This is a genomic window from Streptococcus mitis subsp. hohhotensis, from assembly GCF_000722775.1.
Classification (GTDB): domain Bacteria; phylum Bacillota; class Bacilli; order Lactobacillales; family Streptococcaceae; genus Streptococcus; species Streptococcus carlssonii.
This window is the reverse complement of sequence record NZ_JPFZ01000006.1, coordinates 100,186-124,920: the sequence shown is the minus strand read 5'-3', so window position 1 is coordinate 124,920 and position 24,735 is coordinate 100,186. Positions and strand designations below refer to the sequence as shown.

31 protein-coding genes are annotated in these 24,735 nt (G+C 39.5%); 17 read left to right on the top strand and 14 right to left on the bottom strand.

The genetic code is table 11. The annotated features are described in order from the left end of the window. Positions 1–204 precede the first annotated feature (204 nt). The 3 genes from SK608_RS00730 (at position 205) to SK608_RS00720 (ending at position 3,722) form a co-directional block, all read left to right on the top strand. Complete coding sequence (locus SK608_RS00730) at positions 205–1,476, top strand: extracellular solute-binding protein (protein WP_033675780.1); 1,272 nt, start codon at positions 205–207, stop codon at positions 1,474–1,476. Positions 1,477–1,585: 109 nt separating this feature from the next. Then, on the top strand, positions 1,586–2,878 hold the full coding sequence (locus tag SK608_RS00725) for a sugar ABC transporter permease (RefSeq protein ID WP_033675778.1): 1,293 nt from the start codon (positions 1,586–1,588) through the stop codon (positions 2,876–2,878). A 1-nt stretch (position 2,879) separates the two neighbouring features. Next, positions 2,880–3,722, top strand: a complete 843-nt coding sequence (locus SK608_RS00720) for a sugar ABC transporter permease (RefSeq protein WP_033675775.1) — start codon at positions 2,880–2,882, stop codon at positions 3,720–3,722. Between the two features lie 46 nt (positions 3,723–3,768). Here SK608_RS00720 and SK608_RS11870 read toward each other — a convergent pair whose 3' ends face one another. Then, positions 3,769–3,900, bottom strand: coding sequence for a hypothetical protein (locus SK608_RS11870; RefSeq protein ID WP_265182483.1), 132 nt, complete (start codon positions 3,898–3,900; stop codon positions 3,769–3,771). Between the two features lie 127 nt (positions 3,901–4,027). Here SK608_RS11870 and SK608_RS00715 point away from each other — a divergent pair, with 127 nt between their 5' ends. Next, positions 4,028–4,828 (top strand): DUF1189 domain-containing protein, encoded by an 801-nt coding sequence (locus SK608_RS00715; protein ID WP_033675773.1) that lies wholly within the window; start codon positions 4,028–4,030, stop codon positions 4,826–4,828. A gap of 9 nt (positions 4,829–4,837) precedes the next feature. Beyond that, complete coding sequence (locus SK608_RS00710; protein WP_033675771.1) at positions 4,838–5,824, top strand: LacI family DNA-binding transcriptional regulator; 987 nt, start codon at positions 4,838–4,840, stop codon at positions 5,822–5,824. Between the two features lie 29 nt (positions 5,825–5,853). Here SK608_RS00710 and SK608_RS00705 read toward each other — a convergent pair whose 3' ends face one another. From SK608_RS00705 to rgg, 11 genes are all read right to left on the bottom strand, one after another. After that, positions 5,854–6,795 carry a YitT family protein gene (locus SK608_RS00705; protein WP_000806276.1) on the bottom strand — a complete coding sequence of 314 codons (942 nt, stop codon included), beginning with the start codon at positions 6,793–6,795 and terminating at the stop codon, positions 5,854–5,856. Next, positions 6,773–8,536, bottom strand: coding sequence for an aspartate--tRNA ligase (gene aspS, locus SK608_RS00700; RefSeq protein WP_033675768.1), 1,764 nt, complete (start codon positions 8,534–8,536; stop codon positions 6,773–6,775). Before aspS ends, SK608_RS00705 begins: the two co-directional genes overlap by 23 nt. Before the next feature lie 154 nt (positions 8,537–8,690). Continuing rightward, positions 8,691–8,921, bottom strand: a complete 231-nt coding sequence (locus SK608_RS00695) for a hypothetical protein (RefSeq protein ID WP_000832185.1) — start codon at positions 8,919–8,921, stop codon at positions 8,691–8,693. A gap of 17 nt (positions 8,922–8,938) precedes the next feature. After that, a complete protein-coding gene (locus SK608_RS00690) occupies positions 8,939–9,580 on the bottom strand; it encodes a CPBP family intramembrane glutamic endopeptidase (RefSeq protein ID WP_033675766.1) in 642 nt (213 codons plus the stop codon). 11 nt (positions 9,581–9,591) lie between these two features. Continuing rightward, positions 9,592–10,326, bottom strand: a complete 735-nt coding sequence (locus SK608_RS00685; RefSeq protein WP_033675764.1) for a DUF3169 family protein — start codon at positions 10,324–10,326, stop codon at positions 9,592–9,594. Positions 10,327–10,328: 2 nt separating this feature from the next. Continuing rightward, complete coding sequence (locus SK608_RS00680) at positions 10,329–10,526, bottom strand: hypothetical protein (RefSeq protein WP_023947595.1); 198 nt, start codon at positions 10,524–10,526, stop codon at positions 10,329–10,331. Further along, the gene (locus tag SK608_RS00675; protein WP_033675762.1) at positions 10,526–10,732 is read right to left on the bottom strand and encodes a helix-turn-helix transcriptional regulator; all 207 of its coding nucleotides are present in this window, start codon (positions 10,730–10,732) and stop codon (positions 10,526–10,528) included. Before SK608_RS00675 ends, SK608_RS00680 begins: the two co-directional genes overlap by 1 nt. Positions 10,733–10,741: 9 nt before the next feature. Further along, positions 10,742–11,206 (bottom strand): hypothetical protein, encoded by a 465-nt coding sequence (locus SK608_RS00670; protein ID WP_082242377.1) that lies wholly within the window; start codon positions 11,204–11,206, stop codon positions 10,742–10,744. Continuing rightward, the gene (gene hisS, locus SK608_RS00665; protein WP_033675758.1) at positions 11,206–12,486 is read right to left on the bottom strand and encodes a histidine--tRNA ligase; all 1,281 of its coding nucleotides are present in this window, start codon (positions 12,484–12,486) and stop codon (positions 11,206–11,208) included. The genes SK608_RS00670 and hisS overlap by 1 nt, the downstream gene beginning before the upstream one ends. A 183-nt stretch (positions 12,487–12,669) precedes the next feature. Next, positions 12,670–13,917, bottom strand: coding sequence for an MFS transporter (locus SK608_RS00660; RefSeq protein ID WP_033675755.1), 1,248 nt, complete (start codon positions 13,915–13,917; stop codon positions 12,670–12,672). Positions 13,918–14,117: 200 nt separating this feature from the next. After that, positions 14,118–14,969 carry a quorum-sensing system transcriptional regulator Rgg gene (rgg, locus tag SK608_RS00655; protein ID WP_033675754.1) on the bottom strand — a complete coding sequence of 284 codons (852 nt, stop codon included), beginning with the start codon at positions 14,967–14,969 and terminating at the stop codon, positions 14,118–14,120. 124 nt (positions 14,970–15,093) lie between these two features. Here rgg and SK608_RS00650 point away from each other — a divergent pair, with 124 nt between their 5' ends. Then, on the top strand, positions 15,094–15,435 hold the full coding sequence (locus SK608_RS00650) for a metal-sulfur cluster assembly factor (protein ID WP_001204052.1): 342 nt from the start codon (positions 15,094–15,096) through the stop codon (positions 15,433–15,435). A gap of 199 nt (positions 15,436–15,634) precedes the next feature. Here SK608_RS00650 and ilvD read toward each other — a convergent pair whose 3' ends face one another. Then, complete coding sequence (ilvD, locus tag SK608_RS00645; RefSeq protein ID WP_033675752.1) at positions 15,635–17,338, bottom strand: dihydroxy-acid dehydratase; 1,704 nt, start codon at positions 17,336–17,338, stop codon at positions 15,635–15,637. Between the two features lie 230 nt (positions 17,339–17,568). Between ilvD and rpmF the strand changes: the two genes are divergently transcribed. Both rpmF and rpmG read left to right on the top strand, forming a co-directional pair. Continuing rightward, entirely contained in the window at positions 17,569–17,751 is a 183-nt protein-coding gene (gene rpmF, locus SK608_RS00640; protein WP_000290417.1) for a 50S ribosomal protein L32, read from the top strand. Positions 17,752–17,766: 15 nt separating this feature from the next. Further along, complete coding sequence (rpmG, locus tag SK608_RS00635; RefSeq protein ID WP_001265622.1) at positions 17,767–17,916, top strand: 50S ribosomal protein L33; 150 nt, start codon at positions 17,767–17,769, stop codon at positions 17,914–17,916. Between the two features lie 78 nt (positions 17,917–17,994). Here the strand turns inward: rpmG and SK608_RS11575 are convergent, their stop codons facing one another. Next, positions 17,995–18,180, bottom strand: a complete 186-nt coding sequence (locus SK608_RS11575) for a FanG protein (protein WP_082242376.1) — start codon at positions 18,178–18,180, stop codon at positions 17,995–17,997. Positions 18,181–18,208: 28 nt separating this feature from the next. On the opposite strand from SK608_RS11575, the gene SK608_RS00630 reads away from it, so the two are divergent. The 9 genes from SK608_RS00630 to SK608_RS00590 all read left to right on the top strand — a co-directional run bounded on the left by SK608_RS00630 (position 18,209) and on the right by SK608_RS00590 (position 24,683). Beyond that, positions 18,209–18,823: a CadD family cadmium resistance transporter gene (locus tag SK608_RS00630; protein ID WP_033675748.1), complete on the top strand. Its 615-nt coding sequence runs from the start codon at positions 18,209–18,211 to the stop codon at positions 18,821–18,823. Positions 18,824–18,834: 11 nt separating this feature from the next. Beyond that, positions 18,835–19,173: a Cd(II)/Zn(II)-sensing metalloregulatory transcriptional regulator CadX gene (gene cadX / locus SK608_RS00625; protein WP_000711078.1), complete on the top strand. Its 339-nt coding sequence runs from the start codon at positions 18,835–18,837 to the stop codon at positions 19,171–19,173. Positions 19,174–19,223: 50 nt separating this feature from the next. Next, positions 19,224–20,639, top strand: coding sequence for a helix-turn-helix domain-containing protein (locus SK608_RS00620; protein WP_000667636.1), 1,416 nt, complete (start codon positions 19,224–19,226; stop codon positions 20,637–20,639). A gap of 320 nt (positions 20,640–20,959) precedes the next feature. Beyond that, on the top strand, positions 20,960–21,409 hold the full coding sequence (locus tag SK608_RS00615) for an RNA polymerase sigma factor (RefSeq protein WP_033675744.1): 450 nt from the start codon (positions 20,960–20,962) through the stop codon (positions 21,407–21,409). A gap of 199 nt (positions 21,410–21,608) precedes the next feature. Further along, entirely contained in the window at positions 21,609–21,929 is a 321-nt protein-coding gene (locus SK608_RS00610; protein WP_000874693.1) for a hypothetical protein, read from the top strand. Continuing rightward, entirely contained in the window at positions 21,929–23,029 is a 1,101-nt protein-coding gene (locus tag SK608_RS00605) for a P-loop NTPase family protein (protein WP_033675741.1), read from the top strand. The genes SK608_RS00610 and SK608_RS00605 overlap by 1 nt, the downstream gene beginning before the upstream one ends. After that, the gene (locus SK608_RS00600) at positions 23,026–23,631 is read left to right on the top strand and encodes a hypothetical protein (protein ID WP_000208709.1); all 606 of its coding nucleotides are present in this window, start codon (positions 23,026–23,028) and stop codon (positions 23,629–23,631) included. The genes SK608_RS00605 and SK608_RS00600 overlap by 4 nt, the downstream gene beginning before the upstream one ends. 205 nt (positions 23,632–23,836) lie before the next feature. Then, on the top strand, positions 23,837–24,442 hold the full coding sequence (locus SK608_RS00595; protein WP_033675739.1) for a replication protein: 606 nt from the start codon (positions 23,837–23,839) through the stop codon (positions 24,440–24,442). Then, on the top strand, positions 24,435–24,683 hold the full coding sequence (locus tag SK608_RS00590) for a MerR family transcriptional regulator (RefSeq protein ID WP_001058391.1): 249 nt from the start codon (positions 24,435–24,437) through the stop codon (positions 24,681–24,683). Before SK608_RS00595 ends, SK608_RS00590 begins: the two co-directional genes overlap by 8 nt. Positions 24,684–24,735 lie beyond the last annotated feature (52 nt).

Genomic DNA, 24,735 nt, shown 5'->3' with positions numbered 1-24,735 from the left:
ATTTCAGTAAAATCATGAAAATATATTTTCTGACTTTTCTTCTATTATAAACAAATAAAACGCTTACCATTCCCGTGAAATTTTTTTAAAATTTTTACAAAAAACACTTGCAACCGTTTTCTATTTGTGCTATACTAGTCCCATAAAGGAAAACGTTTGCGTTTCCTCATTATAAAATTTGTTATTCTTTAGGAGGAATACACTATGTCATCTAAATTCATGAAGAGCACTGCTGTGCTTGGAACTGTTACACTTGCTAGCTTGCTTTTGGTAGCTTGCGGAAGCAAAACTGCTGATAAGCCTGCTGATTCTGGTTCATCTGAAGCGAAAGAACTCACTGTATATGTAGACGAGGGATATAAGAGCTATATTGAAGAGGTTGCTAAAGCTTATGAAAAAGAAGCTGGAGTAAAAGTCACTCTTAAAACTGGTGATGCTCTAGGAGGTCTTGATAAACTTTCTCTTGACAACCAATCTGGTAATGTCCCTGATGTTATGATGGCTCCATACGACCGTGTAGGTAGCCTTGGTTCTGACGGACAACTTTCAGAAGTTAAATTGAGCGACGGCGCTAAAACAGACGACACAACTAAATCTCTTGTAACAGCTGCTAATGGTAAAGTTTACGGTGCTCCTGCCGTTATCGAGTCACTTGTTATGTACTACAACAAAGACTTGATAAAAGAAGCTCCAAAAACTTTTGCTGACTTAGAAAACCTTGCTAAAGATAGCAAATATGCCTTCGCTGGTGAAGATGGAAAAACTTCTGCTTTCCTAGCTGACTGGACAAACTTCTACTATGCATACGGGCTTCTTGCTGGTAACGGCGCTTACGTATTCGGTCAAAACGGTAAGGACGCTAAAGATATCGGTCTTGCCAACGACGGAGCTATCAAAGGTATAGAGTACGCTAAATCTTGGTATGAAAAATGGCCTAAAGGTATGCAAGATACTGAAGGTGCTGGTAACTTAATCCAAACTCATTTCCAAGAAGGTAAAACAGCTGCTATCATCGACGGACCTTGGAAAGCTCAAGCCTTCAAAGATGCTAAAGTAAACTACGGTGTTGCGACTATCCCAACTCTTTCAAACGGAAAAGAATATGCTGCATTTGGTGGTGGTAAAGCTTGGGTCATCCCTCAAGCCACTAAGAACCTTGAAGCTTCTCAAAAATTTGTAGACTTCCTTGTTTCAACTGAACAACAAAAAGTATTATACGATAAGACTAACGAAATCCCAGCTAACACTGAGGCTCGTTCATACGCTGAAGGTAAAAACGATGAGTTGACAACTGCTGTTATCAAACAGTTCAAGAACGCTCAACCAATGCCAAACATCTCTCAAATGTCTGCAGTTTGGGATCCAGCGAAAAATATGCTCTTTGATGCTGTAAGTGGCAAGAAAGATGCTAAAACAGCAGCTAACGATGCTGTAACATTGATCAAAGAAACAATCAAACAAAAATTTGGTGAATAAGAAATTTGTTCAAGGGGGGTGGAATTCAAATCCCCCTTTGAATTTATCAACAAAAACACAAATAGTTTAGGTTTTATCTAAAAACCAGTATCCTATGAAAGGAGTTATTATGGAAAAGCAACAACCTAGCAAAGCAGCCCTGCTGTCTATCATTCCTGGGTTAGGACAGATTTACAATAAACAAAAAGCCAAAGGTTTTATCTTCCTTGGTGTAACCATCGTATTTGTCCTTTATTTTCTAGCACTTGCAGCCCCTGAATTGAGCAATCTCATCACTCTTGGTGACAAGCCAGGTCGTGACAATTCCCTCTTTATGCTGATTCGCGGTGCCTTCCATTTAATCTTTGTAGTTGTTTATGTACTCTTTTATTTCGCAAATATCAAAGATGCACATACAACTGCCAAACACATTAATAATGGCATACCAGTAGCACTTACCTTTAAAGAAATGGTCAAAGGAATCTATGAAAATGGCTTCCCTTACCTCTTGATCATTCCATCTTATGTTGCCATGACTTTTGCGATTATCTTCCCAGTTATCGTAACCTTGATGATCGCCTTTACCAACTACGATTTCCAACACTTGCCACCAAACAAATTGTTGGACTGGGTTGGTTTGACGAACTTTACGAACATCTGGAGTTTGAGTACCTTCCGTTCTGCCTTCGGTTCCGTTCTTTCTTGGACTATCATCTGGGCTTTGGCTGCCTCAACTTTACAAATCGTAATCGGTATCTTCACAGCTATCATTGCTAACCAACCATTTATCAAAGGAAAACGTATCTTTGGTGTTATTTTCCTTCTTCCTTGGGCTGTCCCAGCCTTCATCACTATCTTGACATTCTCAAATATGTTTAATGATAGTGTCGGTGCTATCAACACTCAAGTCTTGCCAATCTTTGCTAAATTCCTTCCTTTCCTTGATGGTGCTCTTATTCCTTGGAAAACAGATCCAACTTGGACAAAAATTGCCTTGATTATGATGCAAGGTTGGCTTGGATTCCCATACATCTACGTTTTGACTTTAGGTATCTTACAATCTATCCCTAACGACCTTTACGAAGCAGCTTATATTGACGGTGCCAATGCTTGGCAAAAATTCCGCAACATCACTTTCCCAATGATCTTGGCTGTTGCGGCACCTACTTTGATTAGTCAATACACCTTCAACTTTAACAACTTCTCTATCATGTACCTCTTCAATGGTGGAGGACCTGGTAGTGTCGGAGGTGGAGCTGGTTCAACCGATATCTTGATCTCATGGATCTACCGTTTGACAACAGGTACATCTCCTCAATACTCAATGGCGGCAGCTGTTACCTTGATTATCTCTATCATTGTCATCTCAATCTCTATGATCGCATTCAAGAAACTACACGCATTTGATATGGAGGACGTCTAAGATGAATAACTCAATTAAACTCAAACGTAGACTGACTCAAACCCTTACTTACCTCTACTTAATTGGCCTATCAATCGTGATTATCTATCCACTTTTGATTACCATCATGTCAGCCTTTAAAGCAGGTAATGTCGCGGCCTTTAAACTCGATACTAACATCGACTTCAATTTTGATAACTTTAAAGGACTCTTTACTGAAACCCTATACGGTACTTGGTATCTCAACACTTTGATTATCGCCTTAATTACTATGGCTGTTCAAACAAGTATTATCGTACTTGCTGGTTATGCTTACAGCCGTTACAACTTCTTGGCTCGTAAACAAAGTTTGGTCTTCTTCTTGATTATCCAAATGGTGCCAACCATGGCCGCTTTGACAGCCTTCTTCGTTATGGCACTTATGTTGAACGCCCTTAACCACAGCTGGTTCCTCATCTTCCTCTACGTTGGTGGTGGTATCCCGATGAATGCTTGGCTCATGAAAGGCTACTTCGATACAGTGCCAATGTCTCTAGACGAATCTGCAAAACTAGACGGTGCAGGACACTTCCGCCGCTTCTGGCAAATTGTTCTTCCACTTGTTCGCCCAATGGTTGCCGTACAAGCTCTCTGGGCCTTCATGGGACCTTTTGGAGACTATATCCTTTCTAGTTTCTTGCTTCGTGAGAAAGAATACTTTACTGTTGCCGTAGGTCTCCAAACCTTCGTTAGCAATGTGAAAAACTTGAAGATTGCCTACTTCTCAGCAGGTGCTATCCTCATTGCCCTTCCAATCTGTATTCTCTTCTTCTTCCTACAAAAGAACTTTGTTTCAGGACTTACAAGTGGTGGCGACAAGGGATAATATATCCCCGCCACCCTTTTTCATTTTATACTCTTCGAAAACCTCTTCAAACCACGTCAGCTTTATCTGCAACCTCAAAACAGTGTTTTGAGCTGACTTCGTCAGTTCTATCCACAACCTCAAAGCAGTGTTTTGAGCAGCCTGCGGCTAGCTTCCTAGTTTGCTCTTTGATTTTCATTGAGTATTAGCGATTGCTACTGTAAATAATATTCTTGCAACAAGCAATTTTTCTCCTAGACTTGAAATAAAGCGCATTTCTCTATATAATAATACTCATATAGAAAACACCTTTTAGAAAGATACCTATGCTTCCATATCCATTTTCTTATTTTTCAAGTATTTGGGGATTTCGTAAGCCCCTATCCAAACGTTTCGGGCTCAACTGGTTTCAACTTCTCTTTACCAGTATCTTCCTTATCAGCTTGTCTATGGTACCCATTGCCATCCAAAACAGCTCTCAGGAGACTTATCCGCTAGAAACCTTCATCGATAATGTCTATGAACCTCTGACGGATGGGGTTGTCCAGGACCTCTCTGAGCATGCTGCAATTGTTGATGGTAAATTAACTTATACAGGAACAGCTAGTCAAGCCCCTTCTCTTTTAATCGGTCCAAGTCAAAGTAAGGAGTTACCTAAGGACTTGCAACTGCATTTCGATACGAATGAGCTAGTCATCAGCAAGGAAAGTAAGGAACTGACCCGCATCTCTTACCGAGCCATTCAGACTGAGAGTTTCAAAAGCAAAGACAGCTTGACCCAAGCAATTTCTAAAGACTGGTACCAGCAGAATCGTGTCTATATCAGTCTCTTCCTAGTTCTCGGTGCAAGCTTCCTCTTTGGTTTGAATTTCTTTATCGTCTCTTTAGGAGCGAGTCTTCTCCTTTATATCACTAAGAAATCACGCCTCTTTTCATTTAAAACCTTTAAAGAGTGCTACCATTTTATCTTGAACTGTTTAGGATTACCAACTCTGATTACGCTTATTTTGGGACTCTTTGGCCAAAATATGACAACTCTCATTACTGTACAAAACATTCTTTTTGTTCTGTATCTGGTCACTATCTTTTATAAAACGCATTTCCGTGACCCAGATTACCATAAATAGGAGATTTTTATGCCCGTTACGATTAAAGACGTGGCCAAGGCTGCTGGTGTTTCGCCTTCAACCGTAACCCGTGTTATTCAAAACAAATCAACCATTAGCGACGAAACAAAAAAACGCGTTCGCAAGGCTATGAAGGAACTCAATTACCACCCCAACCTCAATGCTCGCAGTTTGGTAAGCAGTTATACGCAAGTTATCGGCTTAGTTCTTCCTGATGATTCAGATGCCTTCTACCAGAATCCTTTCTTTCCATCAGTCCTACGCGGCATCTCTCAAGTCGCATCTGAAAACCACTATGCCATTCAGATAGCAACAGGGAAAGATGAGAAGGAGCGTCTTACTGCCATCTCACAAATGGTCTATGGTAAACGTGTAGACGGTTTAATTTTCCTTTATGCCGAAGAGGAAGATCCTTTAGTCAAACTGGTGGCTGATGAGCAGTTCCCCTTCCTCATCCTCGGAAAATCTCTGTCCCCCTTCATTCCACTTGTCGATAATGACAACGTTCAAGCTGGCTTTGATGCGACTGAATATTTCATCAAAAAAGGCTGCAAACGAATTGCCTTTATTGGAGGGACTAAGAGACTCTTCGTAACACAAGACCGTTTAACAGGCTATGAGTCAGCACTCAAACAGTACCAACTGCCTCTTGATAGTAACTTGACCTATTTTGCGAACGAATTCCTAGAAGAAAAAGGTTATCAATTCAGTAAGCGTTTGTTTAAACACGATCCTATGATTGATGCTATCATCACAACTGATAGCCTCCTAGCTGAAGGGGTCTGTGACTACATCGCTAAGCACCAGCTAGATGTCCCTGTTCTCAGCTTCGACTCAGTCAATCCCAAGCTCAACTTGGCAGCCTATGTCGATATCAATAGCCTAGAACTTGGTCAAACATCATTTGAAACGATTCTTCAGATTATCAACGACGCTAAGAGCAATAAACAAATTTGTTACCGTCAGTTAATCGCCCACAAAATTATCGAAAAATAAAAACCAGCTCGCGCTGGTTTTTTTAGTCACTAATTTTCTGTTTCAACGAATCGTCCCAGAATATGAACATTCTCAGATACAGAGACAAAGGCGCCTGGGTCCACCTGTTTCATAATCTGTTTAAATTCATTAAACTCTGCACGTGTAATGACAGTAATTAAAACTGCCTTTCTCTCGTGATTATAGGTTCCTTCTGCATCGTGGATCATGGTTGCTCCGCGGTGCAATTTTTTATGGATTTTCTCAATTACTTTATCTGGATGATTGGTCACAATCATAGCCTGCATCCGTTTTTGCTTGGTAAAGACAGCGTCTGTCACACGGCTAGAGACAAAGATGGTAATCATAGAGTAGAGAGCGTATTTCCAACCAAAGGTCAAACCTGCTATCAGCATGATGGTCCCATTTACCAAGAAAGAAATACTACCGACATTCTTACCTGTTTTCTTGCGAATGGTCAGACTGACAATATCCGTCCCACCACTGGAGATATTGTTGCGAAGAGCAAAACCAATCCCCAAGCCCATGACAACACCCCCAAAAAGGGCATTGATAATGGGATCCTCCGTCAAGGTCGCCACAGGGACAAACTGGATAAAGAAGGAACTCATAGATACCGTGATAAAGGTAAAGACGGTGAACTTATGGCCAATCTGATACCAAGCCAAGACCATCAAAGGAAAATTAATGGCATAGAAGGTCAGCGAAATCGGAATATGAAAACCAAACCAGTGATTACTCAAGGCAGAGATAATCTGTGCCAGACCTGTCGCACCACTCGAATACACATGACCTGGTTGGAAAAAGAAATTGACCGCTACTGCTGATAAAAAACCATAGACCAGAGAAGCCGAAATCTTCTCATCGTATTTTTCACGAGAGATGCTTTGTAAGACACGTAAAATTTTTATCTGATGAGCAAAGCGGCGCAGATAATAGCGCCACCGCTTAATTCGTTTTGCTTGTTTCATCTTCTTCTACTTGTAAGCTGAGTTCCTCTAGTTGTTTGAGAGCTACTGTTGAAGGAGCTTGTGTCATTGGGTCACTTGCCTTGTTGTTCTTAGGAAAGGCAATGACTTCACGGATATTTTCTTCTCCTGCTAAGAGCATGACAAATCGGTCAAGCCCGATAGCCAAGCCACCGTGTGGTGGGAAACCATAGTCCATGGCTTCAAGAAGGAAGCCAAACTGGTCATTTGCTTCTTCAGCTGAGAAACCAAGAGCCTTAAACATACGTTCTTGAAGGTCTTTTTGGTTGATACGAAGGCTACCACCACCAAGCTCATAACCGTTCAAGACAATATCGTAAGCAATGGCACGAACCTTAGCCAAATCACCTTCTAATTCGTGAGCTGTTTCTTCCTGTGGAAGGGTGAACGGATGGTGGGCGCTCATGTAGCGACCTTCTTCTTCAGACCATTCAAACATTGGCCAATCAACCACCCAAAGGAAGTTGAATTTATCATTGTCAATCAAACCAAGCTCTTTGGCAATACGTCCACGAAGGGCACCAAGAGTTGCATTGGCCACTTCAAGCGTATCCGCCACAAAGAGAACGAGGTCCTTATCTTCAAGTGCAAGCGCTGTTGTCAATTCTGCTTGGATGCCTGTCAAGAACTTGGCAACTGGTCCGTTTAGTTCTCCATCAACTACCTTGACCCAAGCAAGACCTTTGGCACCGTACTGTTTGGCTACTTCCGTCATCTTGTCGATGTCTTTACGTGAATAGTTGTCCGCAGCGCCTTTGACCACAATGGCTTTTACAGCAGGTGCTTCTGAAAAGACTTTAAAGTCTACACCTTTGACCACTTCTGTCAAGTCCTGAAGCAACATGTCAAAACGAGTATCTGGCTTGTCAGAACCGTAAAGAGCCATAGCGTCATCGTATTTCATACGAGGGAATGGAAGCGTCACTTCGATGCCTTTTGTTTCCTTCATCACGCGCGCAATCAAGCCTTCTGTGATATCTTGGATTTCTTGCTCAGTAAGGAAAGATGTTTCCAAGTCGACCTGGGTAAACTCAGGCTGGCGGTCACCACGCAAGTCCTCATCACGGAAACATTTGACGATTTGGTAGTAGCGGTCAAAACCAGCATTCATCAAGAGCTGCTTAGTGATTTGTGGACTTTGTGGAAGAGCATAGAAATGCCCTTTATTAACACGAGATGGCACCAAATAATCACGCGCCCCTTCTGGCGTTGACTTAGAAAGGAATGGTGTCTCCACGTCGATAAACTCCAACTCATCTAAGTAATTACGGATAGAGTGGGTCACCTTAGCACGAAGTTTAAGATTTTCCAACATTTCTGGACGACGAAGGTCAAGGTAACGGTAACGCAAACGTGTATCGTCATTGGCCTCAATGCCATCCTTAATCTCAAATGGTGTTGTCTTAGCTGTATTAAGCACTGTCAGAGCTGTCACGTTTAACTCAACTGCACCAGTTGGCAACTTATCATTGGCTTGCTCACGCGCAGCGACCTGACCAGTCACCTCGATAACAAATTCGCTACGAAGGCTTTCAGCTGTTGCCATAACCTCTGCAGAAACTTTTTCAGGATTGATAACCAACTGCATAATTCCTTCACGGTCACGAAGGTCGATAAAGATCAAACCACCAAGGTCACGACGACGGCCAACCCATCCTTTCAAGGTCATTTCTTGTCCGATGTGTTCCTCACGAACACGACCAGCATACATACTACGTTTCATTGTTTCTCTCCTCTTTTATTCTGTTACTATTTTACCATAAAAGCGCAGGCTCTTCATGAAAATCATCAGAAAAGTTTACTAGTCTTTAAAAATCAGGTAAAGTCCCTAAAAATTAACGCACATACAAAAATCCGATGAAGTTCATCGGACTCTTTTATTTTGAATTGTTGCCTGCTTTACGCTTTTCAGCAATTTCGGCTGCCTTTCGAGGCAAGACAATTTCCGTTGTGTAGGCTGTCCCAAAGCGCAAGACACCTGCAATAGGGGCAAAGACAACTGCTAGATAGTTGTAGAAGAAATCGCCCTTGAAGGCATAAGCTAGCGCCCCAATGATGAAAAATAGAACGACTGCTTGAATCACTGCTAATAAAATTACTCGTTTCATGTGACCTCCTGACTCTATTATAGCATGAGAATCATCAAAAAGCTGACTAAATTATTCAAAGCGTGAAGAGAAATGCTGTAAAGAAGACCTTTTCGGCTTACATAAGCCAGACCCAAACTCAATCCTAGACTAGCATAAACTAAAAACTGTTGCAAAGTTCCTGGGAAATGAATCAAGGCAAACAGAACACTAGTTACCAGAAGGAAAAGCAGAGTTTGTTTGCTGTTGTCCTGCTTAGGAAAGATATAGCGTGCCAGCATTCCTCTAAAGATGAGTTCTTCCGTCAGAGGAGCAAAAATATTAATAGCAAAGAATGAGAAAAGTGGTTGAGATAAGGTCAAGTCTGTCGCTGTTTGCTGATTTACTGAAGGGTCGTTAGGCAAGAAAAACTGGACAACTAGAGATAAGAACCAAACCAAGGCAGGAAGCCAAATAAATCGGTTGAAGCCACTCTTCTCAATATGAACAGGACCTTTCTGGTACCATTTATAAATGACGTACACATATACTCCAGCCAAGGCCACATAGAGTAGGGTAACAGCATAGGGTGAAGCGCCTAAGGCAAGCGAAGTAGTCGCGAGTCCCTGAATGAAGCCATAGATGAATAAAAAGGATAGAATGGCTAGAAGAAACCAGCCAAGGTTTTTAAGTAATTTCATAGATAACTCCTTTATTTGAAATAACGTTTTACCATAGGCAATTGCATCACATTGATATAAACATGGATTGCTCCGACAAGCAAGAAAGCTAGTAACTGAATCTCTCCTGTCAGTAAGGAAAAGAGATCAATTAGAATGTAGAGACCTGGCAAGACATACTGATTTAATTGGAATAAAACCTGAAAACCTTGTTCTAAATTAGCCTGACGCTCCCCTTCGTCGTAAGAATTGATAAAGTCCATGACATCCTTTGGTGTAGAAAAAAATGCCAAATCAAACTGACGAACAATCGCAATGGTCTTAAAAAGATATTTTTGAACACTGAAAATCAGCACTAATACCAAAAAAGAAAGAGATAAGGTTAGATGGCTTCCATTTAGTACAATCACTTCATTTAATGAGATGAAAAGAGCCAACAAAATCGCTACACTTGTAATATTAAAAGCAATAGTTCCAAACTCAAGATTCCGATACATTTGCACATAATAGGTTTCATTCAAATCATCATCCATTTCCTCTTGATACAAGGAGTGAAATTTTCTGCTTTTCTTTAAGAAATTGAACGTCAAAAGAATGCTAATAAAACCTATCAGTAAACAAATAGCTGATATCCATGGTATCAAGACTTTTACATCTAACATAATTTCGTGGGATTCGGCACGTGCCTTAAACATCCCTACAAACATGCCCAAGAAACCTCCCAAGACAACAGACATTAAAAATAACAATCCATGTTTCTTTTTCATATTCATTCTCCTTTTTCACTTGCTAGATTTTTGGATTTCTTTTCAATCCAGTCAACGACTGGGATAAGAGCAAAGTAGGCCCAAATAAATTGGTCACTTTGATAGGGATTAAACCAGCCTAAGTCCATCCCAATCAATAGAAATACGCTGACTAATAAAGCTATGGCAACTACATAATAGATTACTTTATACTTGTTCATCACTCATCCTCCTCCAAGCGAAATACCGATTCGACTGTTTCGTTGAAAATTTGAGATATTTTCAGGGCAATGATAATGGACGGGGTGTACTCATCCCGTTCTAGTAGGCTAATGGTCTGTCTGGAAACCCCTGCCAGCTTGGCTAGGTCGGTTTGATTGAGACTATCGCGAGCCCGAAGCTCTTTTAGACGATTTTTTAGTTGCATGTTACACACCTACTCTCCATCAAATTCAACGGTTTGGATATCCTCAATACGTTGCAACTTGAATTTTTCTTTTCCCTCTTTATCAACACTACGTAGTTTGACCCATTCCTCGTCAACATCCACAACTTCCCATAAAGATGTTCCAAACACTTGTCCAACGATTGTTGGATTTTTCCCAATTAATTCTTGCAATAATCTTGACATTTCTATATTTCCTTTCTCTTTTCGCTCAAGCTTTTTGATTTTATTCTCTAGTTTCTTGATTTTTTTAGAATTATTAGAATAAAAGAAAATCATAAATAGTATAAATACTACCCACATCATAGCTCCTTTCTGCTTTCTATTTCTTAACTTGCTTACATTGTAACACATCTTTTTCTTTTTGACAAGCATATTTGTCAAAAAGTTTATTATTTTTGTCATTTTGTAAAAGAAAAAGGTCAGGAATAAGATCCTGACCAGTTTTTCTACTATTAAAAGCCTAATTTTTCAAAGATTTCTGAGAAATTTTGATTGATAGCATCAAGTGACACTTGCACTTCTTCTCGGGTTTGATTATTCTTGACTGTCACTTGTCCGCTTTCGACTTCACTCTCTCCTAGAGTGATGAGAGTCTTAGCCGCAAAGACATCGGCTGACTTGAACTGAGCTTTGAGTTTACGGTTGAGGTAATCACGCTCTGCTTTGAAACCTTGTTGGCGAAGAGCCTGTACCAATTCCAAAGCCTTGACATTTGCTCCATCACCCAAGACTGCGATATAGACATCTAGGGCGTTTTCGATAGGGAGGGCCACACCTTGCTTTTCAAGAATGAGAAGCAGGCGCTCTACACCAAGTCCAAAACCAAAGCCAGCAGTTTCAGGGCCTCCAAAGTAAGAAACCAAACCATCGTAACGACCACCCGCACAGACTGTCAAGTCATTGCCCTCAATCTCAGTGATAAACTCAAAAATGGTGTGGTTGTAGTAGTCCAGACCACGCACCATATTGGTATCGATGATATAGTCTACTCCAAGATTTTCCAACATCTGACGCACAGCATCAAAGTGTGCTTGGCTTTCTTCATCAAGGAAATCCAAGATAGACGGTGCATTCTCCACTGCCACCTTGTCTTCTTTTTCTTTAGAGTCCAAGACACGGAGAGGATTTTCCTCCAAACGACGTTGGCTATCCTTAGACAAGGTCTCCTTGAGCGGTGTCAGATAGTCAATCAAGGCTTGACGGTAGGCCGCACGGCTCTCAGGATTTCCAAGAGTGTTAAGATATAATTTGACACCTTGGATGCCGATTTCTTTCAAGAAATGGGCTGCCATCGCGATTGTTTCCACATCGGTAGCTGGATTGCTAGATCCAAAACACTCAACTCCGATCTGGTGGAACTGGCGCAAACGCCCTGCCTGTGGACGCTCGTAACGGAACATAGGGCCCATGTAGTAGAACTTACTTGGCTTTTGCACTTCTGGGGCGAAGAGTTTATTTTCCACATAGGAACGGACTACTGGTGCCGTTCCTTCTGGTCGGAGGGTAATATGGCGGTCACCCTTGTCATAGAAATCATACATTTCCTTGGTTACGATATCCGTTGTATCTCCGACAGAGCGACTGATAACCTCGTAATGCTCAAAAATAGGCGTGCGCACTTCTGCATAGTTGTAGCGCTTGAAAATCTCACGGGCAAAGCCCTCAACGTACTGCCATTTGGCAGACTCAGCAGGTAAAATATCCTGCGTTCCTTTTGGTTTTTGTAATTTCATAGGGAATCCTCTTTAAACTTAATAGTCTTATTTTACCATAAATAGAGGGATTAAAACAGTAAGAAAAAAATTAGGATTTATACTCAATGAAAATCAAAGAGCAAACTAGGAAACTAGCCGCAGGCTGTACTTGAGTACGGCAAGGCGACGTTGACGTGGTTTGAATTTGATTTTCGAAGAGTATTAGATATCATTTTTGAGATTAAGACCTGTCAAAAGAATAGCTATCAAGGAGAGACCAACAAATAGCATCCAAGTCAACTGTATATTCCACACAGCTATAAGTGAAAAACAAGCTGTTCCCACAGGTATGGATAAGGTAAACAATAAACCTAAAAAATTACTAGTACGAGCCAAAACCTCTGGAGCTAGATTTTTCATGAGCATGGCACTAATCTTTGGTTGAACTTTACCAGACACATACAGAGTTAAAAAGAGAAATAGTAAACCAAGTACGACTTGATTGAATACGTTAGCTAGACCAACTAGACTGAGTCCTACAGTCGCCCACATCATCAATCTAGGCAAGGACTGCTTCCCAAAATAATCATTGCCCGTAAGACTACTAATGATGATTGCTACTAAAACACAGAATTGATTGATAAATAGTGCTTCCGTGTAAGAAAAATTCAAGAGAGAATGGCTCAAAAAGAAGATATTATAAATTCCACCCAAAGCGCCACCCAAGGCATTGATCAGCAAGACAGCAAAGAGCATAAAACCAAAGTTTTTCTGTCCACTTTTAAGAAAAACGAGACGTAAATTTCTATAAATCGTTAGAAATTGGTCTTTGATAGATAGCTTCTCATTTTTTAGTGATTCACCATCAGCAAATGACATTGACAGGCTCAATTTGCTTTTTCCTAAAAAGAGAACAGAGGCTGATACGAGGAAAAAGCAGGCATTGATTCCCGCAACGAGGGAAAAATTATTGACCGATAGCCCTAAGAGCCAGACTCCAAAAGCTTGACCACCAATAGCTGAAATATAGGTGATGAACTGGGAAAAAGAATAAGCCTCCATCAGATCATCTTCAGCTACTTTTTTCTTAATAAGAGGCATGCGCAAACCACCAGCAAAATCACTGATGACATCACTAATGACATTGATCAAACACAGGCTAGAAAAGGCAAATAGACTAGCTTGCTGGACAACTAAAGCTGCTAGAAAAAATAAAACCGCCTGAAACAAACCACTATAGACCATCCATTTGACCTTGGCCCTCGTATAATCTGCCCGAATCCCTACAAAAACTGTAAAGAAGGTCGGAAGAATCATGACAATATTCGCCATAGCAACAGCAAAGGAGGCTTGTGGTAGGGTCGATGCATAGACGATAAATACCAGGTTAAAAATTGAAGCACCAAAAGCATTGAAGAAGCGTGACAAAGTCAAGAGTCGATAAGCTTGATTTCTGAACAATAGTTTCATAGATAATCTCCCTTCTTGTTAGAAGTTTTATGTGAAGTATGACTATAGTATAGCACTTAGAAATTTTAGAGGAAAAACTTTTGAATATATGCAACAAATAAAATGAGCACAAAGAAACGAGAGAATTTCTCCAGTGACACGAGAGAGCCCAACAATTCTATCACTTAAAATTTCAAATTATTTTCGTAGTTTGCAGATATTCAACAATCGGTCGTTTTTCTATAGTATTCGGCAGATTTATTACAGCCAAGCATCTCAAAAATACGGACAGCATCCTCCATCTTTTTCTGGCCTTCCTTGACTCTACCTTGCTTGCTATCAAGAAGACCTTCCGCCCACAAATAGACAATTCGGAAATAAGTTTCATTTTCATTGTAGAAATGCTCTTCGATAACACGTTTAAAATAAGAGGCATTGGTAAATTCTTCACACTCAATGCTGGCTAAAAAGCCATTCAATAGTATAGTGTGAAAAAGGTTTCGATTACCAGATATTTCCATTAAAAAATCAGATTTTCGGACCATTTCTCGTACATATCTAGTAAAGAGAGAAACAGATAAGAAGGGAGAACTGACTGAGAACAAATTGAGTTCATAGATTCCCCAAATCTCAGTAGAAAACAAGTAGTCATGAAGGACTTTCCCTTCCTCTGCTGTTAACTCTACCCTTTCATCCATACTCTTCATATAAGACTTGATAAGAATGGCATTTAGAATATGTTTCTGCTTGTTTTGAGAATGGGTATGCTTTTGATACTCCCTGCGATACAGGTCTTCGAGAGGTGCTATATTCTTTGGATCCAAGACATCTATGATTTCTTTTCTCAACTCAGAATCTGTATCATGCTGAAAACCTCTCGCCAGAAAGAGGATTTCCTCCACACTGGCAGATATATTTTCCAGGGCAAATAGAAACTTTTCTACCGAAAGTTCACTCTGACCTGTTTCAAAGCGGGATAACATAGACGGCGAAAATTGTCCCCCAGTTGCTTGTCTCAGTGAGATATTTCTTGACTCTCGTAATTGTCTAAAGACTTTTCCAATCTGCTCCATAGGCTTCCCCTTGATTCAGCGTTTTCTTTATATTATCATATTTTTTCAGAAAATTCATCAAAAGCTTGCCAAATTGTCAGAATTATGAGAAAATAGAGGATATTTATCACGTGGAGGGACTGTAATGAGAGACGATATCAAAATCAATGACCGCGCTTTGGCCTTACAAGACCAAATTATCGAAAAACTAGAGAAGGTTTTTGATACAGATGTGGAATTGGATGTTTACAATCTAGGGCTGATTTATGAAATCAATCTGGATGAAACGGGTCTCTGCAAGATTGTCATGACCTTCACTGATACTGCCTGTGATTGCGCCGAAAGCCTGCCTATCGAAATCGTCGCAGGTCTGAAACAAATCGAGGGTATCGAAGATGTCAAGGTTGAAGTTACCTGGTCGCCTGCTTGGAAAATCACACGAATCAGTCGCTACGGCCGCATTGCCCTTGGACTGCCACCTCGTTAATACTCTTCAAACCACGTCAGCTTAGCCTTATCGTATAGATGTTACTGACTTCGTCAGTTCTATCTGCAACCTCAAAACAGTATTTTGAGCAACCTGCGCCTAGCTTTCTAGTTTGCTCTTTGATTTTTATTGAGTATAAGCAGGCAAATCACTTTTGGAGATGAAAAGAAGCAAGCCGAAGTTGGCTTGCTTTTTGAGTTTATTTTTTACCTGACTTGTCCATATTCCAGAAGTCTGTCACAGCTCCACGAGAAGCAGATGATACGATATGGGCATATTTACCAAGGACACCACGGCTGTAAAGTGGTGGCAAGATTGTTTCTGCCTTGCGTTTTTCAAGTTCTTCTTCGGATACGGCCATGGAAATTTCTTTGGTATCCTGATCAACCGTAACGATATCACCTGTACGGAGGTAGGCAATCGGTCCACCATCCTGAGCTTCAGGAGCGATATGTCCAACAACCAGACCATAAGTACCACCAGAGAAACGTCCGTCTGTCAAGAGGGCAACCTTGTCTCCTTGACCTTTACCAACGATCATGGATGAAAGTGAGAGCATCTCAGGCATACCAGGACCACCCTTAGGTCCAACGAAACGAACAACGACAACATCGCCATCAACGATTTCATCTGTCAGAACGGCCTGAATAGCATCTTCTTCTGAGTCAAAGACCTTAGCTGGTCCAACGTGACGACGCACTTTCACACCTGATACCTTGGCAACCGCACCGTCAGGGGCAAGGTTCCCGTTCAAGATGATAAGCGGACCGTCTGCACGTTTTGGATTTTCAAGTGGCATGATGACTTTTTGGCCTGGTGTAAGGTCTGCAAAATCAGCCAAGTTTTCAGCAACAGTCTTACCAGTACATGTGATGCGATCGCCATGAAGGAAACCATTTGCCAAGAGATATCTCATAACCGCAGGCACACCACCGACTTCATAGAGGTCTTGGAAGACATACTGACCAGATGGTTTCAAGTCGGCCAAGTGAGGCACACGCTCTTGGATCGTATTGAAGTCCTCAAGTGACAAATCAACATTAGCCGCATGTGCAATGGCAAGCAAGTGAAGAGTGGCATTTGTAGAGCCACCGAGAGCCATAGTTACAGTGATAGCATCTTCAAAGGCTTCACGAGTCAAGATATCTGATGGCTTGAGACCGAGCTCCAACATCTTGACAACAGCACGTCCTGCTGCTTCGATGTCTTCTTTCTTATCAGCTGATTCAGCTGGGTGAGATGAAGAGCCTGGCAAACTCATACCGAGAACTTCGATAGCAGTCGCCATAGTATTAGCTGTATACATACCTCCACAGCCACCAGGGCCAGGGCAGGCATTACATTCAAGACGCTTCACGTCCTCAGCTGTCATATCACCGTGGTTCCATTTTCCGATACCTTCAAAGACAGAAACCAAGTCAATGTCCTTGCCATCAAGATTTCCCGGTGCAATGGTTCCACCATAGGCGAAAATAGCTGGGATATCCATATTAGCAATGGCAATCATAGAACCAGGCATGTTCTTGTCACAGCCACCGATAGCGACAAAGGCATCCACGTTGTGACCACCCATAGCCGCCTCGATTGAGTCCGCAATGATATCACGAGATGTCAAAGAGAAACGCATCCCAGGCGTTCCCATGGCAATCCCGTCCGCTACGGTAATAGTTCCAAACTGCACAGGCCAAGCACCTGCTGATTTGACACCTTCTTTAGCCAATTTCCCAAAATCATGCAAGTGAATGTTACATGGTGTATTTTCCGCCCAAGTCGAAATCACTCCCACAATCGGTGTTTCAAAGTCCTTATCTGTCATACCAGTCGCACGAAGCATGGCACGGTTTGGTGATTTAACCATGCTGTCATAAATGCTACTGCGGTGACGTTTATCTAATTCTGTCATCTTATCCCTCCCGTTTCAGTTTTAACTATTATAGCACATTTTAAAGGCAATGAACAGAAGAAAATTCTTGAATTTTCAGAAAATTTCGATTAATTAGATTGAATGGCTTCTATTTTTTTCATCTTTTTTTGTCAAGTAACTTTACTTTACAAAAAAAATGTGTTATCCTAGTATGGTTGATGAAAATCAGTAGATTGAATCGAATATAAATACCTAAAGGAGAAATCGAAATGGCAGTACCTGCACGTCGCACTTCAAAAGCGAAGAAAAACAAACGTCGTACACACTACAAAGTAACAGCTCCATCTGTAAACTTTGACGAAACTACTGGAGATTACTCACGTTCTCACCGTGTATCACTTAAAGGATACTACAAAGGACGTAAAATCGCTAAAGCTGCATCAGCTGAATAATAGAAGGGAGATACCATGCGCGTAAATATTACACTTGAACACAAAGAATCTGGTGAACGCTTGTACCTTACTTCTAAAAACAAACGTAACACTCCAGACCGTCTTCAATTGAAGAAATACTCACCAAAACTTCGCAAACACGTTGTGTTTACAGAGGTGAAGTAAGGGTTTCAGTACACGTCAATAGACGTCAAAATATTGATTTAAAGTGATTTTTGATTTTTTGAAACTCATTATATCGCACTACAAATCAATAAAAACTCTACCTTTTACTCTACCTTTTTTAGATAAATATATCATCTGGATATTGAAGTTAAGCCCTGCTATCATTTCGATGGCAGGGCTTTTTAATATTTGGTACACTAACGCCTTATCTATATTTTGGTGAATTTTAAGTTGACATCTACAAAGTTTAATGTTAAAATACATTCAAAAATATATTTGAATGAGGTGTTTTATGATTCAAAATGTTGTTACTTCAATAATACTGTATTCTGGGACAGCCGTAGACTTACTTATTATCCTAATGTTATTTTTTGCCAAAAGAAAAAGCAGAAAAGACATCATTAACATCTATTTAGGACAATTTCTAGGCTCTGTTAGTCTAATATTCCTAAGTTTGCTTTTTGCATTTGTCTTAAATTATATTCCTAGTAAAGAGATTTTAGGTTTACTCGGTTTGATTCCAATTTTCCTAGGCCTAAAAGTTTTGCTTTTAGGAGATTCTGATGGAGAAGCTATTGCCAAAGAAGGTTTGCGCAAAGACAATAAAAACCTGATTTTTCTAGTCGCTATGATTACTTTTGCAAGTTGTGGCGCTGACAATATTGGTGTCTTTGTCCCATATTTTACCACCTTAAATTTAGCGAATTTGATAGTGACTTTACTTACTTTTCTAGTCATGATTTATCTCTTGGTTTTTTCTGCACAAAAATTAGCACAAGTCCCTTCTGTTGGAGAAACTTTGGAAAAATATAGTAGATGGTTTATTGCCGTTGTCTATTTAGGATTGGGGATGTATATCCTGATTGAAAACAACAGCTTTGACATGCTATGGGCTGTGTTAGGCTAGGAGAAAAAATTATGAAAAAAGATAGTATCTGTCAAGTGGATGTTATAAATCAACAAAATGTTACAACCGCAACGAACTACCTTGAAAAGGAAAAAGTCCAAAAATCACTTCGCATTTTATCAAAATTTACCGATAATAAACAGATAAATATCATCTTTTATCTCCTTGCCGTCGAAGAACTCTGTGTCTGCGATATAGCCTGTTTATTAAATCTCAGTATGGCATCTGCCTCCCACCATCTTCGTAAACTAGCCAATCAAAACATCTTGGACACTAGAAGAGAGGGGAAAATTATATATTATTTTATAAAAGATGAGGAAATCAGAGATTTTTTTAATCAACTAGGATAACAACTATTTCTACTACTTTCTACTTTTCCATGATTATAGGGGGATTATATATGAAATTTTTTGAAGAAAATTATTCACAAGAAATACCTACTCGTATCAAAAATTTAAGAAAAAAATACAATATTACACAAAGCGAACTAGGCAATGCAGGTCAAGTTAGTCAAGTTGAAAGTGGTAAGCGACCAATTACGAGTTCGATGTTAGTTTATTTAAATGCTCTAACCGCTTCGAGCTATACGTATATCGTTTTTGGAGAGTTAGATGAGTTTATTGAGAATCTGTTTCATTATTTTTTCAGTTCTATTTTATATAGAGATTTAGAGGCTGTAGATGAAAAACTATATTCTTTCATGAGTGATGATTTAATTTCAATCCAATCAAGTTGTCTAAGTATTGCCAAGACATTTGCAAATTTCAATATTCAAAGAAAAAGATTTATGATTTCTACTGAAACTGAAATGGATACTTTTCACAAGAAAGATGACATTGACGTATGGGTTGGTGGAAAAAGTTATAACCCCGCTAGAAGTTTTAGAACCCGTACCATCAATGAATTGACTGTCATTGATTTTGAAGAAATGTTTGATATTCTTTGGTTGATGTTAGGGGATAATTTAATTAAATCATTTGAAGTTAATGTCTGTGGTATCCTATTTGAATTAGGCGGAAATGACATACCCTCAACATTTAGGCAAGAAAACATTGATCCTCTCATCAATAAATGGTGGTATGATAATGTTTCGACAGAAATTATCCCTAATCTAATAAAAAAACTCAAAGAAAATCCCTTGTTTAATATCGGATTTATGGTAAATGATATATTAGAAAGAATGTATAAAGAGAATATTCCAAAATCTTACCTTACATCCGTCCCATTAGTTATTTCTCAAAAAGGAAGAACAACCTATTCGTTTAGTATGACTGGTGGTCAACAAATAGATGGAGTGAAATTCAAACAGATATATGAGGACTATATGAAATTACTCAGTCAAGGTAAGGATATCGCAGAGTTATATCAAAAATATTCTAAAGAAGAGTTGGCAAATCTAGGCATTAATATTTATCAATCCAATGATATAGAAAGGACTGAGGAAAGAACTTTTGATGAAATTATCAGTTGGGTTTCCAACCCTTATGCAACAAGACCAATTCAAGAAAGGCACACTATTCAATTAGAGCCAACAAGATTTTCACTAGAGGATAAGAAAAGAATTGAAGAAGCTGCAGCTCAAGGACTAAGCGAAATCGACCTTATTGATTTAGTTGACCTATATGATATTAATTTAGACAATACAAGCGTCAATCGCCATATTGTGGGGTTATTGACTAATAACACCCAAGTAACATACTATTTCCAAGAACAATTAAATAAGGAGTTGCTGTCAATGGCTCACGCTTTAGATAACGTACAACAGGCCTTTATTAAATTATTAAGTGAAGAGGAGATACGAAAATTTGCTCTTTAAAGACTAGGTGAATCGCCTAGTCTTTTTTTGCGCCTCGTTTTACAAATTAGTCTATTGAAGTAAAAAAAGAAGTAAAAAATAAAAGAACATTACGCCTTATACTGAATATATCAAGAAAAACTCTTGATATAAATTTTAATAGTCCAAATTGATGGCCATCAAAGGACAGATTGAAACAAATATGATGACATGACGATAAAGGTCATGTCTTGCATAGAATTGTTTCGCTGTTTCTTTGTTGTGCCTTTTGGTATACTCAGCGTTCAATATTTGCTCATTTTGTTTCCTTCTGTCCAAAGGACAGAAAGGAGCTCATCATTATGAGTAATAAAGTACAAGAACGTCGTGAGCGTAAAATCAAAGAAGCTATTAAAGCTAAAAATTGGAATGAAGTAACTCGTTTGCTTCAACAAGAACAAAGTAATGCAGAACGGCGTGACCGATACCACCATAAACGAAGTATGGAAGAAAGCATATCTCGTAATAACGGTAAACGACGTGAACGCTATGAAGTAGTTGCAAGTTCTGATTTGAATCCCGAAGAAGCTTTAATCCTAGCGGAGTTAAGACAAGCTATTCGTGAAGCTAAAGCATCCCTATCAGAAATTGACAGTAAGATTGTTGAAATGATAGCGGAACAAGGTTCAAGCTATAAAGAAACGGCTCGCTATATCACTGAACATTACAAGAAAATGAGTGATGTAACTGTCAAATCTCATTATTGTAAAGCACTAAAAAAATTAGCTCCTTTATTAAAAAGTTATCGCTAATACCTCAAATCCAGTGTCTCTGTCACTGGATTTTTTATAAAAAAATTAAAAATTTAACAAATAACTTTGCGTTTGGTTGTCTCATTCTCCTTAGTAATAAGGAGGTGATACATAACTAGAGCAACTACGTCCAGCTCACGACCAAAACCGAGCAAGTCTCATTCGTATTATTTCTCAATAATAAAGGAGGAACAACCCTATGGCGTTTAAAATGAAAACAACAAAAGGTGGTTATACAACTACATTGGCTGATAAAATTATCAGTCAAAAACAACCGATTTACTCACTTAGTACCGAACTTGAACCACAACAACGGTTTGAAGAAGGAAAACCAACAGGAGAAATCGTAGCCTATAAAGCATGGTTTGTACAGGAAGGGCAAGACCCTTTCCAAGTAAAATTCGAAGATACGATTGAGCTTCCAGCGTTTCAATCCATGATTCAATTTGACACCCTACAAGCCTGCGAAGTAAAATATAACGTTTACTTCAAAGCAAATGGTATCAAGGAGGTTCGGTAATGACCTCACAATCTCGTGATGTGCTGAACCAACCTTTCCTGCAATCTTACCTGCTCCAGAGCCTAAACATGGCTCTAGGGGCTTTAATGCAGGGGGAAACCAGCTATACTAATTCTTTTAACGTCATTATTCAAGAAGACGGCTTTGTCTTTGTCCCTCGCCTACCGTGCGCTTATATCCTCGATGACGACTTATACAAGAAAATCTTTCTGATTGCCAATGCTTCACTTTACCCACAATATACGCTTCTAAAACAAAATGCTACCTATTTTGTCCCTCTAGACACAGATGACTTACACATTCAACGTGGTTTATTCTTCCCTTGGAAAAGAGGGATTTCAGAACGTTTAGCGATTCCTGATTTGGATAAGTTTTCAGCCAGATTGCCACATGGGAAAATCCCTATCATGAAGCACTTTGAACTCAATTTAGACAAGGTCAATCACTGGGCTATTGCTGGAAATTCAGGTTCTGGGAAATCGTATGCTCTCACTTACTTCTTGAGTGTACTGAAGCATATGTCTGACTTGATTATCATTGACCCGAAATTTGATACCCCAAGTCGTTGGGCAAGAGAAAATCATATTTCCGTTATCCACCCTGTCGAAAACCGTTCAAAATCTGATTTTGTATCACAGGTCAACGAACAATTAAGTCAATGTGCAAATCTCATTCAAAAACGACAAGCTATCTTGTATGATAATCCCAACCATCAATTTACCCATCTAACTATTGTTATTGATGAAGTCCTAGCTCTATCAGAGGGAGTCAATAAGAATATCAAAGAAGCATTTTTCTCCTTACTCTCACAGATTGCCTTGTTAGGACGTGCTACCAAAATCCATCTATTTTTAGTAAGTCAGCGTTTTGACCACAATACTATCCCAATTTCAGTAAGGGAACAGCTAAACGTATTGTTACAAATTGGAAATATCAATCAGAAAACTACTCAATTTTTATTTCCTGACCTCGATCCAGAGGGGATTGTCATTCCAACAGGACATGGTACAGGTATCATCCAAGTTATCGACAATGAACACCCCTACCAAGTTCTGCCCCTACTCTGTCCAACCTACTACACTAAGCGAGGTATCCTATGACCACAAAAAACTACTTTATAAGAAGTTTCAATCTTATACTATATTTGGTTCTCTCTACTCCTATCTGCTCTGTCTTCGGCTGGCTATTCAATTTTCTTTCCGTCCAATTAGCCAACATCTCATTTGTCAACCTAGATTCAGTTAAAAACATTACTGATACCATTAGTTCTGTAAGTCACAAATCCGCTCTTATTTCACTACTACTTGCCTTACTATTGACTGGATTAGAGATAATACAACGGTTGAAAACAGATAGTCTTCGGAACTATATCCAATCTGTCTATCACACTTTCCTGTTGCGACACTTCCTGTTTCAGCGTGAACGAGTACAGAAGATAAGCAACCTTGAACACCAGACCGTTACCACCATCAATCCAATCCATAAAGGATTTAACCGAGCTGTTCGCAAGTGTATTGTAGATATACGAAAAGATACCATCACTATTTTTCTAAAAGTCCCTAGAGACCAACAAGGGCAAAAAATCCTAAAAGAGATGGAAGCACAATTAAAAGAAGAAATCGTCAGCCAACACGCAGACTATTATTTCTCCTCTCCTATTCGAGTTCGTAACCAATTGTGGTTCACTGGACAAAAACGTTAATCCCTTGGGGCTGTGGCTTGCGTTAAGCAAAAGCCAGACAGCCCCTTTTTATATTCTTTTCTATCATGACCTATTGGGGTTACTACGACCCCCAATAGGTCAATAATCAATAATCACAAAAAATTCAATTTTTTCAAAAAAACTTTGCATACGACCTGACATTTCTCCTTAGTAATAGAACCCAAAAGAAATGAGGTAACTGCCTATGGCAAAAGAACAGCGCTCAACCAAATGGACGTTTCTCTTCTACGAGGAAAGCGCACCAGAGAACTACTTGAATATATTAGAGGAACTCCATATTCCGTTTATTCTTAGTCCTTGGCACGATAAGGATGTTAATAGACAGACGGGAGAGTTCAAGAAATCGCACAAACACGGTGCTTTCTTCTTTGATTCACTGAAAAGCTATTCACAAGTATCAGATATCATCAGTGACAAACTAAACGGTCCAGCACATGTGGAGGTAGTTATGTCTCCCACTGGTTTATTTGACTACTTTACCCATGCGGAAAATCCAGATAAGACCCCCTACAACATTGAGGATATTGAAGTCGGTTGCGGCTTTAATTTAGAAAAATTCTTGATGGAGATGAACTCCTCGGATTTTATACATGAAGTAGTTGATATTATCGAAGAGAACGACTTTACCGAATTTGAAGAATTGGTCTGGTATGCCCGAGCAAACAATACCAATTTATTAGGGCTTATCATTGAACGTACATATTTCTTCGCCAAATACCTAGATTCACGAAGATACAATCCTAATCGACTCCATAATTCAAACACAGAGGAGAAAGAGAATAATGAATAACGAAAAATTAGAACAAATTGAACAATTATTGCAAACACTTATCAAACTCATTCAAATCAAAGAACAGAACATACCACTAAAGATAATACAACAGCGAGAATTGCTAAAACAGCTAAATATCTCCCCAAACACACTAAAAACTTGGGAACAAAAAGGATTAAAAAGATTAGAACCTCCTATAGAGGGAACTCGAACCGTCTTCTATCTACTAGATGATATTATCAACTTTTTACAATCCTAATTCTGAAAATTTGTGCTAAAATAGTTTTATCTAAAAGAAAGAGTGGTAACTA

Excerpts from the sequence above, each read along its gene's own strand:
- SK608_RS00730 (WP_033675780.1), top strand. The coding sequence starts at position 205 with ATGTCATCTAAATTCATGAAGAGCACTGCTGTGCTTGGAACTGTTACA.
- SK608_RS00725 (WP_033675778.1), top strand. The coding sequence starts at position 1,586 with ATGGAAAAGCAACAACCTAGCAAAGCAGCCCTGCTGTCTATCATTCCT.
- SK608_RS00720 (WP_033675775.1), top strand. The coding sequence starts at position 2,880 with ATGAATAACTCAATTAAACTCAAACGTAGACTGACTCAAACCCTTACT.
- SK608_RS11870 (WP_265182483.1), bottom strand. The coding sequence starts at position 3,900 with ATGAAAATCAAAGAGCAAACTAGGAAGCTAGCCGCAGGCTGCTCAAAA.
- SK608_RS00715 (WP_033675773.1), top strand. The coding sequence starts at position 4,028 with ATGCTTCCATATCCATTTTCTTATTTTTCAAGTATTTGGGGATTTCGT.
- SK608_RS00710 (WP_033675771.1), top strand. The coding sequence starts at position 4,838 with ATGCCCGTTACGATTAAAGACGTGGCCAAGGCTGCTGGTGTTTCGCCT.
- SK608_RS00705 (WP_000806276.1), bottom strand. The coding sequence starts at position 6,795 with ATGAAACAAGCAAAACGAATTAAGCGGTGGCGCTATTATCTGCGCCGC.
- aspS (WP_033675768.1), bottom strand. The coding sequence starts at position 8,536 with ATGAAACGTAGTATGTATGCTGGTCGTGTTCGTGAGGAACACATCGGA.
- SK608_RS00695 (WP_000832185.1), bottom strand. The coding sequence starts at position 8,921 with ATGAAACGAGTAATTTTATTAGCAGTGATTCAAGCAGTCGTTCTATTT.
- SK608_RS00690 (WP_033675766.1), bottom strand. The coding sequence starts at position 9,580 with ATGAAATTACTTAAAAACCTTGGCTGGTTTCTTCTAGCCATTCTATCC.
- SK608_RS00685 (WP_033675764.1), bottom strand. The coding sequence starts at position 10,326 with ATGAAAAAGAAACATGGATTGTTATTTTTAATGTCTGTTGTCTTGGGA.
- SK608_RS00680 (WP_023947595.1), bottom strand. The coding sequence starts at position 10,526 with ATGAACAAGTATAAAGTAATCTATTATGTAGTTGCCATAGCTTTATTA.
- SK608_RS00675 (WP_033675762.1), bottom strand. The coding sequence starts at position 10,732 with ATGCAACTAAAAAATCGTCTAAAAGAGCTTCGGGCTCGCGATAGTCTC.
- hisS (WP_033675758.1), bottom strand. The coding sequence starts at position 12,486 with ATGAAATTACAAAAACCAAAAGGAACGCAGGATATTTTACCTGCTGAG.
- SK608_RS00660 (WP_033675755.1), bottom strand. The coding sequence starts at position 13,917 with ATGAAACTATTGTTCAGAAATCAAGCTTATCGACTCTTGACTTTGTCA.
- rgg (WP_033675754.1), bottom strand. The coding sequence starts at position 14,969 with ATGGAGCAGATTGGAAAAGTCTTTAGACAATTACGAGAGTCAAGAAAT.
- SK608_RS00650 (WP_001204052.1), top strand. The coding sequence starts at position 15,094 with ATGAGAGACGATATCAAAATCAATGACCGCGCTTTGGCCTTACAAGAC.
- ilvD (WP_033675752.1), bottom strand. The coding sequence starts at position 17,338 with ATGACAGAATTAGATAAACGTCACCGCAGTAGCATTTATGACAGCATG.
- rpmF (WP_000290417.1), top strand. The coding sequence starts at position 17,569 with ATGGCAGTACCTGCACGTCGCACTTCAAAAGCGAAGAAAAACAAACGT.
- rpmG (WP_001265622.1), top strand. The coding sequence starts at position 17,767 with ATGCGCGTAAATATTACACTTGAACACAAAGAATCTGGTGAACGCTTG.
- SK608_RS11575 (WP_082242376.1), bottom strand. The coding sequence starts at position 18,180 with ATGTATTTTAACATTAAACTTTGTAGATGTCAACTTAAAATTCACCAA.
- SK608_RS00630 (WP_033675748.1), top strand. The coding sequence starts at position 18,209 with ATGATTCAAAATGTTGTTACTTCAATAATACTGTATTCTGGGACAGCC.
- cadX (WP_000711078.1), top strand. The coding sequence starts at position 18,835 with ATGAAAAAAGATAGTATCTGTCAAGTGGATGTTATAAATCAACAAAAT.
- SK608_RS00620 (WP_000667636.1), top strand. The coding sequence starts at position 19,224 with ATGAAATTTTTTGAAGAAAATTATTCACAAGAAATACCTACTCGTATC.
- SK608_RS00615 (WP_033675744.1), top strand. The coding sequence starts at position 20,960 with ATGAGTAATAAAGTACAAGAACGTCGTGAGCGTAAAATCAAAGAAGCT.
- SK608_RS00610 (WP_000874693.1), top strand. The coding sequence starts at position 21,609 with ATGGCGTTTAAAATGAAAACAACAAAAGGTGGTTATACAACTACATTG.
- SK608_RS00605 (WP_033675741.1), top strand. The coding sequence starts at position 21,929 with ATGACCTCACAATCTCGTGATGTGCTGAACCAACCTTTCCTGCAATCT.
- SK608_RS00600 (WP_000208709.1), top strand. The coding sequence starts at position 23,026 with ATGACCACAAAAAACTACTTTATAAGAAGTTTCAATCTTATACTATAT.
- SK608_RS00595 (WP_033675739.1), top strand. The coding sequence starts at position 23,837 with ATGGCAAAAGAACAGCGCTCAACCAAATGGACGTTTCTCTTCTACGAG.
- SK608_RS00590 (WP_001058391.1), top strand. The coding sequence starts at position 24,435 with ATGAATAACGAAAAATTAGAACAAATTGAACAATTATTGCAAACACTT.